This is a genomic window from Actinoplanes sp. NPDC000266 (assembly GCF_042899005.1).
Taxonomy (GTDB): domain Bacteria; phylum Actinomycetota; class Actinomycetes; order Mycobacteriales; family Micromonosporaceae; genus Actinoplanes.
This window is the reverse complement of sequence record NZ_JBIAZI010000009.1, coordinates 24,929-41,791: the sequence shown is the minus strand read 5'-3', so window position 1 is coordinate 41,791 and position 16,863 is coordinate 24,929. Positions and strand designations below refer to the sequence as shown.

The 16,863-nt window shown below is 70.4% G+C and carries 10 protein-coding genes; 8 read left to right on the top strand and 2 right to left on the bottom strand.

Translation table 11 applies throughout. From position 1 onward, the window contains the following. Positions 1–362: 362 nt before the first annotated feature. The 3 genes from ACFY36_RS33305 to ACFY36_RS33295 are packed head-to-tail and all read left to right on the top strand — an operon-like array spanning position 363 to position 4,535. The gene (locus tag ACFY36_RS33305; protein ID WP_499749894.1) at positions 363–2,897 is read left to right on the top strand and encodes a putative bifunctional diguanylate cyclase/phosphodiesterase; all 2,535 of its coding nucleotides are present in this window, start codon (positions 363–365) and stop codon (positions 2,895–2,897) included. Then, complete coding sequence (locus tag ACFY36_RS33300) at positions 2,894–4,144, top strand: glycosyltransferase 87 family protein (protein WP_499749893.1); 1,251 nt, start codon at positions 2,894–2,896, stop codon at positions 4,142–4,144. The genes ACFY36_RS33305 and ACFY36_RS33300 overlap by 4 nt, the downstream gene beginning before the upstream one ends. Position 4,145: 1 nt before the next feature. After that, positions 4,146–4,535: a TFIIB-type zinc ribbon-containing protein gene (locus ACFY36_RS33295; protein ID WP_498693447.1), complete on the top strand. Its 390-nt coding sequence runs from the start codon at positions 4,146–4,148 to the stop codon at positions 4,533–4,535. Between the two features lie 78 nt (positions 4,536–4,613). Here ACFY36_RS33295 and ACFY36_RS33290 read toward each other — a convergent pair whose 3' ends face one another. Continuing rightward, the gene (locus ACFY36_RS33290; RefSeq protein WP_499749892.1) at positions 4,614–5,783 is read right to left on the bottom strand and encodes an SUKH-3 domain-containing protein; all 1,170 of its coding nucleotides are present in this window, start codon (positions 5,781–5,783) and stop codon (positions 4,614–4,616) included. Positions 5,784–5,871: 88 nt separating this feature from the next. Here ACFY36_RS33290 and ACFY36_RS33285 point away from each other — a divergent pair, with 88 nt between their 5' ends. Genes ACFY36_RS33285 through ACFY36_RS33270 form a run of 4 tightly spaced genes read left to right on the top strand, consistent with a single transcriptional unit; the run spans position 5,872 to position 10,964 of the window. After that, on the top strand, positions 5,872–6,297 hold the full coding sequence (locus ACFY36_RS33285; protein WP_499749891.1) for a YbaB/EbfC family nucleoid-associated protein: 426 nt from the start codon (positions 5,872–5,874) through the stop codon (positions 6,295–6,297). After that, positions 6,290–6,622: a hypothetical protein gene (locus ACFY36_RS33280; RefSeq protein WP_499749890.1), complete on the top strand. Its 333-nt coding sequence runs from the start codon at positions 6,290–6,292 to the stop codon at positions 6,620–6,622. The genes ACFY36_RS33285 and ACFY36_RS33280 overlap by 8 nt, the downstream gene beginning before the upstream one ends. Then, positions 6,619–10,632: a toxin glutamine deamidase domain-containing protein gene (locus tag ACFY36_RS33275; protein ID WP_499749889.1), complete on the top strand. Its 4,014-nt coding sequence runs from the start codon at positions 6,619–6,621 to the stop codon at positions 10,630–10,632. Before ACFY36_RS33280 ends, ACFY36_RS33275 begins: the two co-directional genes overlap by 4 nt. Continuing rightward, a complete protein-coding gene (locus tag ACFY36_RS33270; protein WP_499749888.1) occupies positions 10,629–10,964 on the top strand; it encodes a hypothetical protein in 336 nt (111 codons plus the stop codon). Before ACFY36_RS33275 ends, ACFY36_RS33270 begins: the two co-directional genes overlap by 4 nt. A gap of 6 nt (positions 10,965–10,970) precedes the next feature. Here the strand turns inward: ACFY36_RS33270 and dnaB are convergent, their stop codons facing one another. After that, positions 10,971–12,413 carry a replicative DNA helicase gene (gene dnaB, locus ACFY36_RS33265; protein ID WP_499749887.1) on the bottom strand — a complete coding sequence of 481 codons (1,443 nt, stop codon included), beginning with the start codon at positions 12,411–12,413 and terminating at the stop codon, positions 10,971–10,973. Positions 12,414–12,909: 496 nt separating this feature from the next. On the opposite strand from dnaB, the gene ACFY36_RS33260 reads away from it, so the two are divergent. Further along, the gene (locus tag ACFY36_RS33260) at positions 12,910–16,845 is read left to right on the top strand and encodes a hypothetical protein (protein ID WP_499749886.1); all 3,936 of its coding nucleotides are present in this window, start codon (positions 12,910–12,912) and stop codon (positions 16,843–16,845) included. The last annotated feature ends 18 nt before the right edge of the window (positions 16,846–16,863 follow it).

The following is a 16,863-nucleotide window of genomic DNA, read 5'->3' as shown; positions in this document are numbered from 1 at the left end:
TCAGGAAATGGCCACTCGGAGGGTGAGAACAAAAGCACAGAGTGCGATTTGGACACTGCGGCCATAACGGTATTCCAGATCGCTCTGCGTCGCCATTCCTAAGCAGTGAGTAATGAGCGATCCAGCTGTTATCACTTTCTGCTCATACCGACACAAAACACTATGAACCTGGTTGAAAGCCCAATATGTTTCTGGTCGTCGCGACGAACACATGCACTTCCGCCGCCGAGATCAGCAGGGAGAGGGCCATGCGTAGCAGCCAGGAATGGGAGTGAACTCCTAGGTGCGCGAACGGGCATGGGGTGAATACGCTTGAGCCCGAAGCGACTGCTTCGATGCGCTCAGTGACAGGACGCCCTCAGATGCCCACCAGAAGCTCCAACGACGACGCGACCGATCGACAGCTCCGGCTGTTCGTCGGTCTCGTCGTCGTTTTGGCGCTCGGTGCCGCCGGCGGGGCTGTGGCTCTCACCTTGACCCGGTCGATGCCGCCGCCGAACTTCCTGGTGATCGGGCTGATCTTCGGCGCGATCCTGGTGGCGATCCGGCTGCGGGTCCGCTTCCGGGTGCTGTCCAACCAGGACGTCACCACCTGGACCGAGGTGCCGGTTCTGATCGGGCTGGCGCTGGTGCCGTCGCCATGGGTGATCCTCTGCACCACGCTGGCCATCACGATCAACCGCATCGCGATGCGGCGCGCCCTGCTCAAGACCGTGTGGCAGGTCGCCAAGGACACTCTTCTGGCGTCCTCGGCCGCCCTGGTGTTCCTGTTCTACGGCGTCCAGCCCAGCGTCAGCGACCCGCCTTTCGCCGCCGGGGCCATTCTTCTGGGCCTGTGCGCGATGGCATTTGTCGACCAGGCGGCTTTCGTCCCGGTAATGGCAATTTCATCGCGGACGCGACTGCGTGACATCGCCCGCCGCAATCTGGACGTCAAGCTGGTCGGTTATGTGGTCCGGCTCGTGGCCACCCTGGTGACGATGGCCCTGCTCGCCTACAACGGCGATCCGCTGCTGCTGCTCCTGCTGCCGTTGATCGTGGCGTGCCTCCAACTTTGGCAGTCCGGCCGGGTGCGCACCCGGGAGGAACGCGACTCCTGGCAGCGTCTCTCCGAGGCCACCGACGCTCTCAACGCGGTCGACCTCACCCAGGTGCTGCACTCCGCCGTCTCCCGGGCCGCCGTCATCTTCTCGGCCAGTGAGGCCGAGATCGACCTGGCCGTGGCCGGCACCGACGACCGGGTGGTGATCGGCTCGGCCGCCGGCATCCGGCACGACGGGTCGCCCGGCACGGCCAAGAACAAGCATCGCGGTGAGGTCACCACCGACCTGATCGCGCACGACGGCACCCTGCGGGTCGGCGTGCTGCGGCTGCGCTTCGGCGGCGCCGTCAAGCTCACCGAGTTCGAGCAGTACAAGCTCAAGACCTTCGCCTCGGCGCTCTGCACGGCCATCCGCAACGCCTCGGCGTACGCCGAACTCGCGCGGATCAGCGCCCAGAACGCGCACGACGCGGCCCACGACGCCCTCACCGGCCTGGCCAACCGCCGCCAGCTGTACGACCGGGCCACCCGCCACTTCTCCGGCGACAGCGACGACGGCGTGGTCGCCCTGCTGCTCATCGACCTCAACCACTTCAAAGAGGTCAACGACACGCTCGGGCACGCCGCCGGCGACGCGGTGCTGCGCAAGGTGGCCCGGCGGCTGAGCTCGGCCGCCGCCCCCGGCGACCTGGTCGCCCGGCTCGGCGGCGACGAGTTCGCGATGCTGCTGACCAACCTGCCGACCCCCGCGATGGCCGGCCACCGGGCCGAGTCCGTCCTCGCCTCGCTCGACGACGCCATCGAGGTCGAGGGCATGCAGCTCTCGGTCTCGGCCGCCGCCGGCATCGCGCTCGCCCCCGGCAGCGGTGGCGTCAACGAGCTCATGCGCCGGGCCGACATCGCCATGTACCAGGCGAAGAAGGCCGGCCAGCAGACCGCGACCTACGCGCACGCGAGCGACACCGCCGACGTCGAACGGCTGGTGCTCGGCAGCGAGCTCCAGCGGGCCATCGCCGAGCGGGAGTTCGTCGTCGAGTTCCAGCCGATCGTCGACCTCGGCAGCGGCGAGGTGCTGTGGGCCGAGGCCCTGGCCCGCTGGCAGCACCCCGAGCACGGCTTCCTGACGCCGATGCAGTTCCTCGAGACCGTGGAGCGCTCCGGTCAGCTGCCGGCGTTCGCCGACGCCGTCCTCGAGCAGGCGCTCGACGCGTCCAACCAGTGGCGCGCGGCCGGCTTCGACATGCCGGTCGCGGTGAACGTGTCGCCGCGCAGCCTGCTCGACCCGAGCTTCCCCGAGATGGTGCTGTCCCGGCTCGGCCGTCACAAGGTCTCGCCCGAGATGCTGGTCTTCGAGCTGGCCGAGACGCTGACCCTGACCCAGCTCGAGGTGGTGCGCAAGGCGCTGAACCATCTCAGCGAGGCCGGCGTCCGCTTGGCCCTGGACGATTTCGGCACGGGTGTGTCGCCGCTGTCGGTGCTGTCCCACATCCCCGTCAGCCAGTTGAAGATCGACCGGGAGTTCGTCAGCACCGTGCAGACCTCGTCCGAGGCGGTCGCGGTGATCCGGTCCACGGTCGACCTGGCCCGGAGCCTGCACCTCACGGTGATCGCCGAGGGTGTGGAGAGCGAACCGCAGCGGCTCTCGCTGTGGGAGCTGGGCTGCGTCGCCGGCCAGGGCCACCTGTTCGCCCGTTCGATGTCGGCCGATCGCCTCCTGGCGACCATGCAGCGGGGCACGGGCGGGCGCACGGGCGCGCTGGCCGCGTCGTTGCACGACGGTGGCGCGGTGGTCCGCATGTCGCGGCGGCGGCCCGGCTCAACAGGGAGATCTTCTCTGCCACACTTGCCCGCGTGAGTGGGGAAACAGCAGCTGAGGACCGTGGCGTCCGGGAGTACGCGGCCGACCTGGCGCTGTACGGGCTCTCCGCCGCGTTCGCGCTGTTCACCGCGACGTCCTCGACGCTGCTGCCCCATCGTGCGTGGGGTGCGATCGCGGTCTGGGCGTACGCGGGCGCATTTCTCGCGGTCGTCGCGCAGCTGGTGACGTACCGCAAGAGAAGCGGAAGAATCGCACTCACCTGGACCACCTGGCTGGCCGCGGCGGTGCTGCCGCTCATCGTCCAGGCCGTGCAGCGGGCGGGCGGGCGCGTCGACCGGGCGCAGGAGGAGGTGCTGGTCGTCGAGCGGATGGGCGAGCGTCTCCTGCACGACGGCACGCCCTATCTGAGCCGCGACGCGATCGCCGCCCTGCCGCTCGACGAGCGGCTGATGGGTTACAGCCCGTACCAGCCGGGGATGGCGGTCTTCGGCCTGCCGCGCGCGATCTTCGGGGATGTCTGGTGGACCGACTCGCGCGTGTGGTTCGCGGTCGTCACCGCGGCCGCCCTGATAGTGGCCGTCCGCATGCTGCGCGAGTCGCCGTGGTCGGTGTGGGCGCTACAGGCAGTCACGGTTCTGCCGATCTGCGCGCTGACCCTCGCCACCGGCGGCGACGACATCCCGGTGCTGGCGCTCTGTCTGCTCGCGCTCGCCTGCGTCGCTACCGAACGTTACGGCTGGGCCGGGCTGGCCGTCGGCGCGGCCGCCGCGTGCAAGCTGTTCGCGCTGCCCGTGGTGGCCGTTCTGATCGTGCTGGCGATCGTCACCAAGCGCGCCGGCCGCCTGGCTCCGGGCGCGATCGCCCTGCCGGTTCTCGTGCTCATCCCGCCGTTCCTGGTCAACCGGGACGCCTTCCTCGAGAACGTGATCCGTTTCCCGCTCGGGCACGGTCTCGTCAAGAGCCCGGCCCAGTCGCCGTTCCCCGGCTATCTGATCTCGGAACACCTGCCGGCCGGGCGTTTCGTCGCGCTGGGACTACTGGTCGCGGTTGCGATCGCCATTACCGTACGCATTTTCGTGCGCCCCCCACGCACGGCGTCGGCGGCCTCGATGATCTGCGGCTGGGGCCTACTGGCGGCGATCCTGCTGATGCCCACGACCCGGTTCGGTTACCTGCTGTATCCGGTTGCGTTCCTGGTGTGGGGCCTCGCCCTGCGCACCGCACACAGGAACCCCACAGCTTTTAGTGCCCCGACGGATGACACAGCCTTGTACCGTCTGTGAGATGCAGATGACCTGTCCGAAGTGTCACGGCGAGATGCGAGTGTACGAGCGCAGCGGCGTCACGATCGACCAGTGCACCGAGTGCCGCGGGATCTTCCTCGACCGCGGTGAGCTCGAGAAGCTCTTCGACGCCGAGTCGTCCTACAACACTCGCCAGGCCCCTCGTCCCGCGGCCGCGCCGCCGCCGGCCGCGCCCCACGCGCCGCAGCCCGGTGGCTATGCGCCTCCGCCGCCGCCTCCTGGGTACGGCCAGCCCACCCCGGGCTACCCGGCCCCGGTTCCGGGTTACGCGCCCGCCCCGGCCTACGGTCACCACGGCCACTACCGGCGTGGCGGCCACCACGGCCACTACCGCAAGCGCAAGGGCTTCCTGCACGACCTCTTCGACTGACGTCGTGCCGCGCGACTCACCGCCGGCCTTCACGGCCCGGCGGTGAGCTGTGCCGCGCCTTCGACCGGCTCTTGTCTTTCACCAGCGGCCGTCGTCGTGCACACGACGCTCCGGGCCGTCGCCGGTCAGCAGGCTGACCAGAGCCTCGTCCACCGTGGCGCCGACCATCCACTCGCCGCCCTGATCGAGCACGAAGACGCGGCCCCGCGCGTCGATCGCCACCACGGCGTCGTCGCCCTCGACCCCGATCGGGAAGAGCTCCTCCCCGAGCAGCTCGCCGAGTTCGGCCAACGGTCCCGCCGCGTACGCGCCCGGTACCGGATCGAGGCGCAGCAGCCGAACCGCCCGCCGCGCGCCCGGGCCGCGACGGCCACATCGCACGCCGCCGAACTCCGCGATCGCGCGTTCCGCCGCCTCGAACGGCCGCAACCGGTCACCGCTGATCTCCACGGCCCGCGACACCAGCGCCGACTGGTCCACCGGGCCGGTCCAACCTCCACCGGCCAGCGTCCGCGCCACGTCGTGCGGGAAGCGGCCCGGCTCCGGCACCCGCTCCGACCCGTGCCGCCACTCCGTGATGAAGGCCAGGTCCGACCAGGGCAGTACGGCGAAGTCGACCAGTACCGCGATGCACGTCTCGCAGGGGCGGATCTCCGTGCCACCGAGAGGATCGCCCTGGTCCCGTACGAGAAATGCTTGAAAGCGCGAGCGAAGCAGCCAGGCCCGAGCCTCGTCGAGGGTGATCTCCGGACCGCGGGAGTGCAGCGCGTCGGAGAGCGCGACCAGCTCCGCGTGCCGTTCGGCGCCCCGCACCCGGCCCGCCGGATCGGTCTCGTCCAGACGCCGGCGCACCAGCGGATGGTGGTTGATCTCCTGATCGCCCTTGACGCCCTGCGCACGGAAGAGCCGATCACCGGCGGTCAGATGCGCCACCGTGGTCGGCACCGGCGAACGGCGGGTCAGCCGCAGGAGTGAGACGGCCGGGTCGACCGTGCCCGGCGGCAGGGGCCGGCGCTCGCGGTAGATCGCCGCGATCTCCTCGGTCGGCACGCTCGGCCAGGTCGAGAGCACCCCGGTCTCACGGTCGATCACCGTGCGCGAGCCGTCGCCCGGCACCGGCAGCACGGTCGACGGTGGCCGCGTCCAGATGACGTACCCGAGGTCGAACTCCGCGATCTCCGGGTCGCCGTCCTGTCCGCGCGCCCAGCGCGCGGCGATCTCTTCCGCCTCGGCTCGTGTGATCGCCATTTCTGTCCCCTCTTGAACCCCTTGGGTCACGGCGACGTTCGCAGATTGAAGCTAACCGACCACGCAAAGTGTTCGAAGGGTGGCGACGATGGCGACGACCGCGAACCGCGACGCGAACCGGGATCTCCGTAACCGGCTCGAAGAGATCCACGGACGGTACGCGCGGCTGCGCTCCGATCTGGACGCCCTCCAGCACCGGCTCGACTCCCTGCGGGTCACCGCCGCTTCGCCCGACGGCCTGGTCCGCGTGACGGTCGGCCCCCGCGGCGAGCTCGTCGATCTCCGGCTGACCCGGCGGGCCACCCGGAACATGGACAACGAATACGTATCGCGGACGATCCTGACAACTGTCCAAAGTGCCGCCGAGAAGGCCCGCCACCAGGTGAAAAGCCTGATGGCCGACTACCTGCCGGCCGGCTCGGGGTCGCTGCGCTACCTGGACGACAACGATCTCGGCTCGCTGCTCGGCCGCTCCGACGAGATCGTCCAGGACGTGGCCGGCCGCCATGAATGACCAGTGGCTCCGGCTCGACGCCGACGACACCCTCGAGGGCTCGCGGTCGCTGACGGCGGCCGGCGAGGACCTGACCGCCCGCCGCAACCACGCCGGCGCCGAGATCGCCGCCGCGACCGCGGCCTCGCCGTGGGGCCGTGACGAGTACGGCCAGTCCTTCGAGCGCCAGTACCACCCCGTCGAGCAGCAGGTCCTCGACGCCTGGCGGCTGATCGCGGCCCATATGACCGGTCTCGGCGAGGCGGTCGCCACATCGGTTCGCGACAACCTCACGGCCGACGCCGGCGCGGCCGGGCGACTCCACCTCCACCGGAGCCGATCATGAGCTTCCTTCCCAGCCCCGTGCCCCATCCGCTCGAGTTCAGCCCGTTCGACGTGCCCGGCTGGGCCTACACGGCGCTGGAGTGGGTGGTCGGCTTCGACTGGCCGGACGGCAACGAGGTCTCCACGTGGGACGTCGCGGACCGCTGGTATGCCCTGGCCACGGCGTTGGTCGAGCCGAACGACGCGGCGTTCGGCGCGGTCTCGCGGATCCTGTCCGGCTACGAGGGCGCCGGCGCCGACAGTTTCGAGGAGGCCTGGCAGCGGCTGGCGGGCGACGAGAGCGCGCCGCTGAACGCGCTGCTCCAGGCGTCACATCAGCTCGGCGGCCTGGTCGAGGGCGCCGGCCGCGACATCGAGGCGGCGAAGCTCGAAGCCTGGATCGAGATCGGCATCTTCCTGACCGAGCTCATCGCCATGGGCATCACGGTGGTCCTCACGCTGGGCGCCGCGTCACCGGCGGCGGGTGGCCTGATCATGGCGACCCGCCTGGCCATCCAGCAGATCTTCCGCAAGCTCGTCGAACAGCTCGGCGCGAAGGCGCTGAAGCAGACGGCCACGCACGCCATCAAGCAGCTGGGCACGAAGGAGGGCCTGCGCAAACTCGGTCACGAGGCGCTCGACGAGGGTTTCGACGAGGCCCGTGAGGAGCTGGCGACCAACGGCGGCATCCAGGCCTATCAGCAGTCGACGGGCCGCTCCGACGGCTTCGACCTGAACGACCTGCGCACCTCGGCCGTGGCCGGTTTCGCCGGCGGGGCGGCTTCGAGCGGCGCCGGAATCGGCGCACACGGCCACGGCGGTCTGGCCCGTGGCGCCGGCGGCGAGGTCCTGGCCGAGTTCGGCGCCGCCGCGGCCTTCGGCGACCTGCCCGATGCGGGCAATCTCGCGAAATCCGCGACTTCGGGCGCGGCCGGCTCGGCGATGCATTCCCTGCCGTCCAACTTCGACTTCTTTGTGGGTACGCCCTTGAGCGCCCCCGAAGCGAGTACCGGCGCCTTCTCCTCACCCGTGGACCTGTCCTCGCTCGTTCCGTTCTCCGCGCCGTCGCTTACGGACCCTTCGTCACCGGCCTCGTCTTCCGCTCCGTCGCCCACTGCCCCTGCGGATCTTTCGTCGCCAGCCTCGTCACCCGCTTCTTCGCCCGATTCGTCGCCCGATTTGTCGCCCGCCTCTTCGCCTGCCTCATCGCCCGCTTTGTCGCCCGCCTCTTCGCCTGCCTCATCGCCCGCTTTGTCGCCCGTCGCCGATTCGATCGCCGGCCAGGCCGAGCCGGACGTGACCGCAGCCGATCGCTCCACGGCTCCCTCACCGACACCTGCCGTGGCGTCATCCACCGTCGACATCTCGGCCACCCCTGCCCCTACGGCCTTCGACTCTTCGCCCGGTCCGGCCTCCGGCGCCGACCCCGCTTCTTCCTCGACCGCTTCCTCAGACCCGGCTGTCGATCGTCGCGCGACCCCCGTCACCGCCGAGGCCGCCGCCCTCTCGTCACCTTCTCCGGCCGCCACGACGGTCACCCCCGCCTCGAGTCCCTCGACTCCCACGGCCACCGCGGGCATGGCTCCCTGGGTGCCGGCCATGCCCCGCCACTCCGGTCCGGTTGCCACCGGCACCTCCGACGACCCGAACCGTCTGCCTCCCGGAACCACCTGGCGTGCTCCGCTGTCCGATCTGGACCGCATCGCCGACGCCCTGGGCCCGCGCCCCGCCTCGTCCCGGCGGCGCCCGCCTCTACCGCTGGACCGGACCCCGACCACCCACCGGCATCTGAGCAGTTCGGAGGCCTCGCTCCTCGATCAGGCACTCGCGCCGCGGGCACCGTCCAGAACCCGTACGACCGAACCTTCGCCTTTGTCCGATCGCCCCCGTAACCGGCCGCACTCGAACGACCCGCTGGACGCTCGCCCGTACGTCAGCCGCATTCCCAGCCCACGCCGCCCGGCCCCGGTCGTCGCGGCGCCCCTGCCGAACAACCTGAGCAGCGCACCTCGCCGGCCGCTCCCGCCGCCGGACCCGGCCCGCGCCGAGGCCGCCTACTTCGGCTTCGCCGATCACGCCCGCCGAACCCACGAGCTGAACCGGCGGGAGGAGTACGTCAGCTACCTGAACCAGATCGCCGACGACAACCGCACCAAAATCGCCGACCTGGGTCACCTGGCCGGCGAGGCCGACCGTGCCGGCTACACCCTCCGGGCCCGGGACTACCGCCACCAGGCGTCCGAGCTCAGCGAGGTCATCACCGAGATCGAGACCCAGGCCGAGCAGATCCGCACCGGCGCGCTGGCCCCCGAAACCGTGGAGGTGGACCCGCCGGCCTGGGCCCGCATCAACCACGACGTAGGCGACCTGGCCCCCAGCGGCGTCAAGACCGACGACAGTTCCGCCTTGACCGGCACGGCCGGCCCGTCCCCCATCGACGCCACCCGCCACTACAACTCGGTCGGCGGCCTGCGCCCACCTTTGGCCATCCACCAGGTGGATCTGGAGAACGCGGTCCCCCGCGACACCACCGGCCGCCCCACCCGCCTACCAGACCCCCGGACCGGCCACTGGTTCCGCCTGGCCAACGACGGCGGACCCGCCGCCGACCCCACCCGAGGCCTCAACTGCGTAGACGGCGTCCTATCCCTGTTCGACACGTACATCCACGGCCGCCCTCGAGTGGCAGCCCCGCGAACCTTCGACACCTACGCCCACGGCGACCCCACCCGCCCGTTGGGCGGCGAGCTGGCCGGCGTAGACCGAATCCGCCAGGCCACAGGCGGCGACTTCCAGTCGTTGTGCCCCCACTTGGGCAGCGTTCCCGCCCCCGAGGCCAAGCAGGCGATGGACGTGGCCTTCACCAACTTGACCAACCACTTGCTGAACACAGGCCATGGCGCTTACGCCTTCATCATCACCGACCTGGAAGCAGGCGGCTGCCACTCATGGTCAGCCATCAACCACAACGGCACGGTCCTCTTCCTCGACCCTCAGATCGGAAAGCTCTCAGAGAGCCACTCCTTCTACCAGCACAGCGGCACCCCTGCCCCAACCAACATCACTTCAATGGACGCCTTGGTGGTAAACGCCAACGGCACCCCGTCCCCGCTCCCACACCATGGCCCCGGCCAGTGGTCCACTACCCCACCCACCGGCACCGACGGTCAGCCCGGGGACATGCCGTTCGAGTCGCCGGAGGCGGCGTCGGAGCGCTTGGCTTTCGCGTCTTTGCCGCCTGCTGAACAGGCAATACTGAAAGACTCGTACGCCCAGTCCCTAGCCACCGCCGACCGTGTTCTGGTTGACATCCGCGATGTCGTCGCCTCGCTGACCCCCATGTCGGAGACCGATCGCCCGCGCGTTGTCGACGAGGAGCATCGGGCCAAGACTGTGAACTCCCTGGCTAGAGCTTTCCTCCAGACCGCGCCTCTCGACGGAGCCACTTTGGACGACTTCATCGCGCAGCAGAAGGATCTGGTGCGCTTCTCGGTCGAGGTCCCACTTCCCAGCTACGGCCGCACCGTCGCTCGAATTCTGGAATCCATGAGGTCTGCCGGCTACTCGATCAAGAAGATCTTGAGCTTCTGGAGCGACGGTCTCACCCGGCACAACGGTCTCAACGTCTCACTGGTCGATCCGCATGGGCAGCTCTTCGAGCTCCAATTCCCGACGCCGCTCTCGAGGACAGCGGGCAAGGCCACGCACAACCTCTACGCCCGCGTGCGAAGTCGTCAGTTCAGCCCGGAAGATCGCGTCGAGGCCCTTCTGGAAATTCTGGTGCTCAATCGCGATCGCCGTCTGCCCCAAAGCCAGCCATCAGATCTTGGAGATTTGGAGCAGGTCGTACCGGTCGTCCACAAGAACACGGACCTCGTCAGCTGGATACGAACGAACCAAGAGGTATGGCACGCTTTCCTCAGGGCGCTGGAAACGACTGGCAGCTCACTGGACCAGGTCTTGGCTCGGCACGGCCTCCGATACAGCGACGTGATGCTTCCACCTGATCAGGCGGGGACGGTTTACCCATGACGGATGCCCCGTTCCACTACATGGCGGTATTTAAGCCGGATATGTCGGGAACGCCAACAAGCGTTATAGCTCACCAACCGCTGCCCGGGAAGCCGCTTCGTGCCGTCCTTTGGAGCTGGCTGCACAAAGCTTGGGTGTCTGCCCCTGGAACGGCTGCCGGCGTGATGTACGACGACCGGAACTTCGATCGTCTACGGGAGATCGATCGAGCATCCGCCGAGCTCATATCGCGCGAGGCACTGCACGTTGAGCTGCCGTCGGAAGCTGATCTCAATGCTCTCGCCGATGAAGGGGACCGCATGGGCTGGGAATACGGTCCTCCTCGGTCGTGAGTCGACCTAGACGATTGCCATGTCTACGAAGCGGGACAAGTGGAGCTGGGCGGCCACTGTCACTGTGTCGGTGGGGCCGTTTCGGTGTTTGGCGACGATGAAGTCGGCCTCGCCTGCTCGAGGGGACTCCTTGTCGTAGTAGTCGTCTCGGTGCAGCAGGATCACGACGTCGGCGTCCTGCTCGATGGAGCCGGACTCACGCAGGTCGGACAGCTGGGGGCGCTTGTCGGTGCGCTGCTCGGGGCCACGGTTCAGCTGGGACACGCCGATCACCGGGCACTCGATCTCCTTGGCCAGGAGCTTCAGGCCACGGGACAGCTCGGAGACCTCCTGCTGACGGCTCTCGGTCTTCTTCGGCGAGGACATCAGCTGGAGGTAGTCGATCACCAGGAGCTTGAGGTTGTGCCGCTGCTTGAGGCGGCGGGCCTTCGCCCTGATCTCCATGAGGTTCATGTTCGGGGTGTCGTCGACGAAGATCGGGGCCTCGCTGATCTCACCCATGCGCCGGGCGAGCTTGGCCCAGTCGTCGTCGGTGAGCTGGCCGGAGCGCAACACGTGCAGCGGCACGCGTGCCTCGGCCGACAAGAGCCGCATGACCATTTCGATCTTGCTCATTTCGAGTGAGAAGATCGCACTCGCGCAGTTGCTGCGAATAGCGGCATTACGGGCGAAGTCCATGCTCGCCGTGGACTTACCGAGGCCGGGTCGCCCGGCCACGATGATCAGCTGGCCGGGGTGCAGGCCGTTGAGGAGCCGGTCGAGGTCGGAGAAGCCGGTCGGGATGCCGGCCATGCCGCCGCCGGCCGCGCCGATCGCCTCGATCTCGTCGACCGTGGGCTGCAGCATGTCGCCGATGGAGGCGAAATCCTCGCTGACGCGTTTCTCGGTGACGTCGTAGATCGCCTGCTGGGCCAGGTCGACGATGTCGTCGACGTCGCGGCCGCCGTTGCCGTTGGCGCCGTAGCCGAGCTGGACGATCTTGGTGCCGGCGTTGACCAGGCGGCGCAGGATGGCGCGCTCGCCGACGATGCGGGCATAGTACGACGCGTTGGCCGCGGTCGGCACGCTCTCGATCAGGGTGTGCAGGTAGGGCACGCCACCGATGCGCTGAAGGTCACCCGAGTCGGCGAGCGCCGCGGCCACGGTCAGCGCGTCGGCCGGCTCGCCACGCCCGTACAGATCGAGAATGACGTCGTAGATCGTGCTGTGCACGGGCCGGTAGAAGTCGTGGGTCTTGAGGATCTCGACCACGTCGGCGATCGCGTCCTTGGACAGCAGCATGCCGCCCAGGACGCCCTGCTCGGCGGCCACATCCTGCGGTGGCGCCTTGTCGAGCCCGCCGGACGGGCCGTTGCTCGGCGGACCACCGGGGCCCGAGGGTCCCGAGCCTGATCCGGGCTGCTTGCCCGGAGGGCGTGCCTCCGGTCGCGCGTCGTCGGTGATCGACACCCGGGCCTCCTCCGCTGGCCGTTCGTGAACACACCCTGATCAAACCGCCGGGGTATGACACTTTCGGCTGAACTCCCCACCTTGATCAGGAACAACTTCCTGATCAAGCCCGCGCAAGCGGCTGGACCACTGTACGAACCCGGCCGCCACCTGCCCAACTGCATCGGTGGACGAGTCTTGGGACAACCTGTGGACATCTCACCTGAGCCTGTGGATATCCCTGTGGACAGCTGTGGACAACTCGTCGCCGGCGTGCCGAACCGGCCTTGTCCAGCAGGCATTTCGCCGTCCCCAACTGTGGAGAGCAGAAAAACACCTGCACAGCTGCGAAAAGATGCCTCGCGTGAGCAAGCCGTCGCCCGGAGGCGTTGCGGTTCGCTCTTTGGCACGGCACGCTTTTCGGGTGGACCAACGGGAGTGGGACTACGGCGCCCGCATGTCGCGCGATCGGCGCGGTGCGGACTCGTGGGCCACTCGAAGTCCGGATTCTCCGGATTTGGCAGAGCCTGAGGGCAAATGGTCGTCCCTCACGGACACCGGCAGCATGCAGCCCAGCGCCGAGGCCCTCGACTGGCAGCGCCGCGCCGACGCGTGGGCGCAACAGGCCGAGTCCGACGACAGCCAGGCCGTCGAACCGGCCAACCGCTGGTCCGATGTCGCCTCCACGGGCCGGACCACCTTCCCGGCCGACGGCGTGGGCTGGCGCACCGAGACGGCCGAGTGGCGCGCGACCGGCGCCCGCTGGAAGCAGACCACCGAGTGGCGGTCCACCACGGGCTCACACGGCTGGCGCTCGACGACCGAGGCCTGGCAGACCGGCGGCCGCAGCGACTACCCGGCCTCGACCGAGACCCCGACGTCGCAACCGGCCATCTCCAGCACCGCCTGGTCGAGCGGCTCCGACGAGTCGAGCTCCGACACCACCCGCCCGGCCTGGCAGCAGTTCACCGAGCCCGACCGGCAGGACCCGCCGAGCTGGCGCGATTCGAGCACCTGGCAGCAGCCCTCACCCCGTACGCCCGCCGAAAGCTCTCCGTCCTGGCAGCAGCTGGTCGATCCCGCCCAGCCGTCGCGGCCCGCCTGGCAGCGCGACGCCATCGAGGGCACGTGGAACGACACCGGGACCAGCACCGACGCGACCTGGTTGCGCTCCGGCGACTCCCGGGACGACGGCCGCCACCTGGTGCGTGAGGACGACCGGGCGGCCTGGCGGCGCGGCGCTCAGCAGACCCCGGGCCCGGTCGGCCGCCGTCGCGCCCCCGAGCCAGGACCTTCCGGCGGTTCGGGCTGGTCGACGGGCCGTTCCGAGGGCGAGTCCTGGGACAGCGACGATTGGGCCGGGCACACCGACACCGGCAACATTCAGTTGTACGGAGACCCCGGCACGTCCACGACCTCATCGTGGCGCTCGACACCTCACGAAAGTGAGCCGGGCTACCGCATTCCACCAGCGACGCCGTACGAGTCCTCGAGCCCCTCGCGGTACGACGAAGCCTCCGGCACTCCGCCCCGCGGCTACGCGCCGGAGAATCCCGCTCCCCGCAGCCGCCGCGAGCGTGGCCCGCGATACGCCGACGAGGACACGCCCGGCCGCGGCGCGTCCGCGCCCACCTCCGGCCTGATCGGCGGGGCCACGAGTTATCCACAGGAGACCCGGCCGTCGCAGGATCCCTGGACCCCGCAGGAGAGCCGCGCCGCCCGCCGGGCCCGGGCCGCCCAGCCGATCGACCGCGAGCGCGACGAGACGGCCACGTTCGGCGCGGCCCCCATGGCGTATCCCGACCAGGCCCGCCCCGACCAGGCTTACCCGGGTCAGGCGCGCGCCGATCAGCCGTACGCCGTCCCGGCACGTCCCGATCAGGCCTACTTGGGTCAGGCGCGTCCGGATGAGCCGTACGCGGACCGGGCACGCCCGGACCAGGGCTACGCGGACCAGGCGCAGGGTTACGCGGGCCGAACGCGGCCCGACGAGGGGTACGCGGACCGAACGCGGCCCGACGAGGGCTACGCCGACCGGGAACGGCCCAACGAGGGGTACGCCGCGGACCGGGGGCGGCCCGATAGCGGCTACCAGAGCCAGACCGGTGCGCCCCAGGGCGGCATGGCCACGCCCGGCCTGCCTCCCCAGGACGACCCGCGCCGAGGGCAGCCACGCCGTGGCGGGCCGCGGCAGGGCTCGTCTAAGGCGAAGGCCCGGTACAAGGCGGGCGCCGACGACTGGCGTGAGCAGACCGCCTCGTGGGAGGCCGAGCCCGACACCAGCAGCTGGACCCGCGACCCCGACACCGGCCAGTGGAGCCGCTCCGAGGACGACCCCCGCATCCTGGCGTGGCGCCGCGAGGCCGCCCGCCGCGAGGCCATGGGCGAAGGCCCGCGCGCCCTCACCGCCGGCCCGGCCGAGGAGACTCCGGAGCCGCCCGCGCCTGAGCAGCCGGCGAGCCGACAGGCTCCCGAGCCGCCCGCCCGGCGTACGCCTCCGGCCCTTCCGCCCGCACCGGCCCCACGCAGCGGCACACCGTACGGCGGCTTCGGCGCGGCCCCCACCAGCGCCGTTCCCGGCCGAGGGGCCTACCCCGACGAGCCCCGGCGTCCTTATGAGGACACGCCGCGCGGCGGCTACCCGAACCAGCCCGCGCTCGGTAGCCGCAGCTACCCGGAGGAGCCGCCGCCCGGCGGCCGCCCCTACGACGACCCGTCCTCCGCGCCCCGCAGCAGCACGCCGTACGGCGGCGGCTATCCCGACGGCCCTTCTTCCGCGCCCCGCAGCAGCACCCCCTACAGCGCGGCCCCGGATCGCGGCGGCTATCCCGACAGTCCTTCCCGCAGCACCCCCTACGGCGGCGCGCCCTCCGATCGTGGTGGATACCCCGACGGCCCTTCTTCCGCGCCCCGCAGCGGCACGCCCTACGGCAGCGGTCCGTACGGAGGCGGCTCCACCCCCAGCTACGGCGCGTCCCCCGCCGGCGGCTACCCCGAGCGCTACTCGAGCGCCAACCCGGCCAGCGGCACCCCGCGCTACTCCAGCGCCGCCCCCGCCAGCGGCCTCCCCGCCGACTCCCAGCGCAGCCTCCCCCCGGCCCCGCCCCGGTACGACTCCGGCCTCACGGACGCACCGCGCTACCCGGACGCCGCCCCCATCGCGGATTCGCCTCGCTATCCAGGCGGCCTCTCCGAGGACGCACCCCGCTACCCAGCCGGCGGCCCGCTCTATCCGGAAGGCGGCTCTTCCAGCTCGCCGCGCTATTCCACACCCGCCCCCGGCGGCCCGGCCACCGATCGGCCTCGCTACTCCCCGTCGGCCCCGGCCAGCGGCTTCCCGGCCAACACCTCGCGCGTCGACAACCTCGGCGGACAGACCACGCGCTTCCCCGCGACCGATCCGGCCGACCCGCCTCGCTACTCCGCGTCAGCCCCGGCAAGCAGCCCCCCGCGCTACTCCGCGTCGGCCCCGGCGAGCAGCCCTCCGCGCTATTCCAGCGCCGCCCCGGCCAGCGGCCTCCCGGCCATCGCCCCGCGCTACTCCAGCGCCGCCCCCGCCAGCGGCCTGCCCGCCGATACCGCCGGGGCCCCGCAGTACGGCACCGGCCGGCGCCGGGCCGACGATCAGGATTCACCCACGCGCCGTGGCTTGCTCGACCCCACGGCGTACGCCCAGGAACCGCTGAGTCCCGACGCCTGGCGCCGCGACTCCCCGCCCCGTCCGGGGCAGGGGGACGCGCCCTGGTCTCCCGGCGGCACCACCGAAAGCAGGCAGCGCCCCGAGCCCGGCGCTTGGCAGATCGCCGAGCGCGAGGAGCGAGCCCGGGGCAGCGCGTCCTACCGCGAGGGCGGCGGTAACGACTGGCGGCGAGATCTCGCCGATCAGAGTGATCTCGCCGAGGGGGAGTCCCGGCGGTACGGCACCTCGGATTACGTGCCCTTTCGGTCGAGCGGCTCAGCCGCCGTCGAGGGAACATCGAACTTATCCATGACGTCCACGTCGCTGATCTCGCCGGTTCCGCGGGAGCAGCGCGAGGCCGTCGCGGCCGGGGGATTCCAAGGCTCGTACGAGCGGCGCCCGGTCACCGGTAGCTACCCCACGATCCGCAAGAACGACCTTCTCGACCCGGACGACGAGGAGGAGGCCGAGGAGTCGGGCGGCCCGCTGGCCGCGGTCGGTTACACGCTCGTCTGGTACGGCGTGCCCGTCGTTCTGTTCGTCCTCTACATGGTCGTCTCCGGTGGCGGCACGCAGACGCACGCGCTCGACACGCTCTCCAAGGCCGCGCCCCAGTTCGGCATCTCCCTGGTGCTGAGCGTCCTCGTGGCCGTCGGCCTGCGCTTCATCAGCCATTCCTGGAAGGCGATCAGCGTGGGCCTGGCCGCCGCGGTCGTCGGCGGCGGCCTCGCCACCGTGCTGGCCTCCGCCATCACCGGCAACAGCCTCAGCTAGAGACAGCAGAACGGCGCG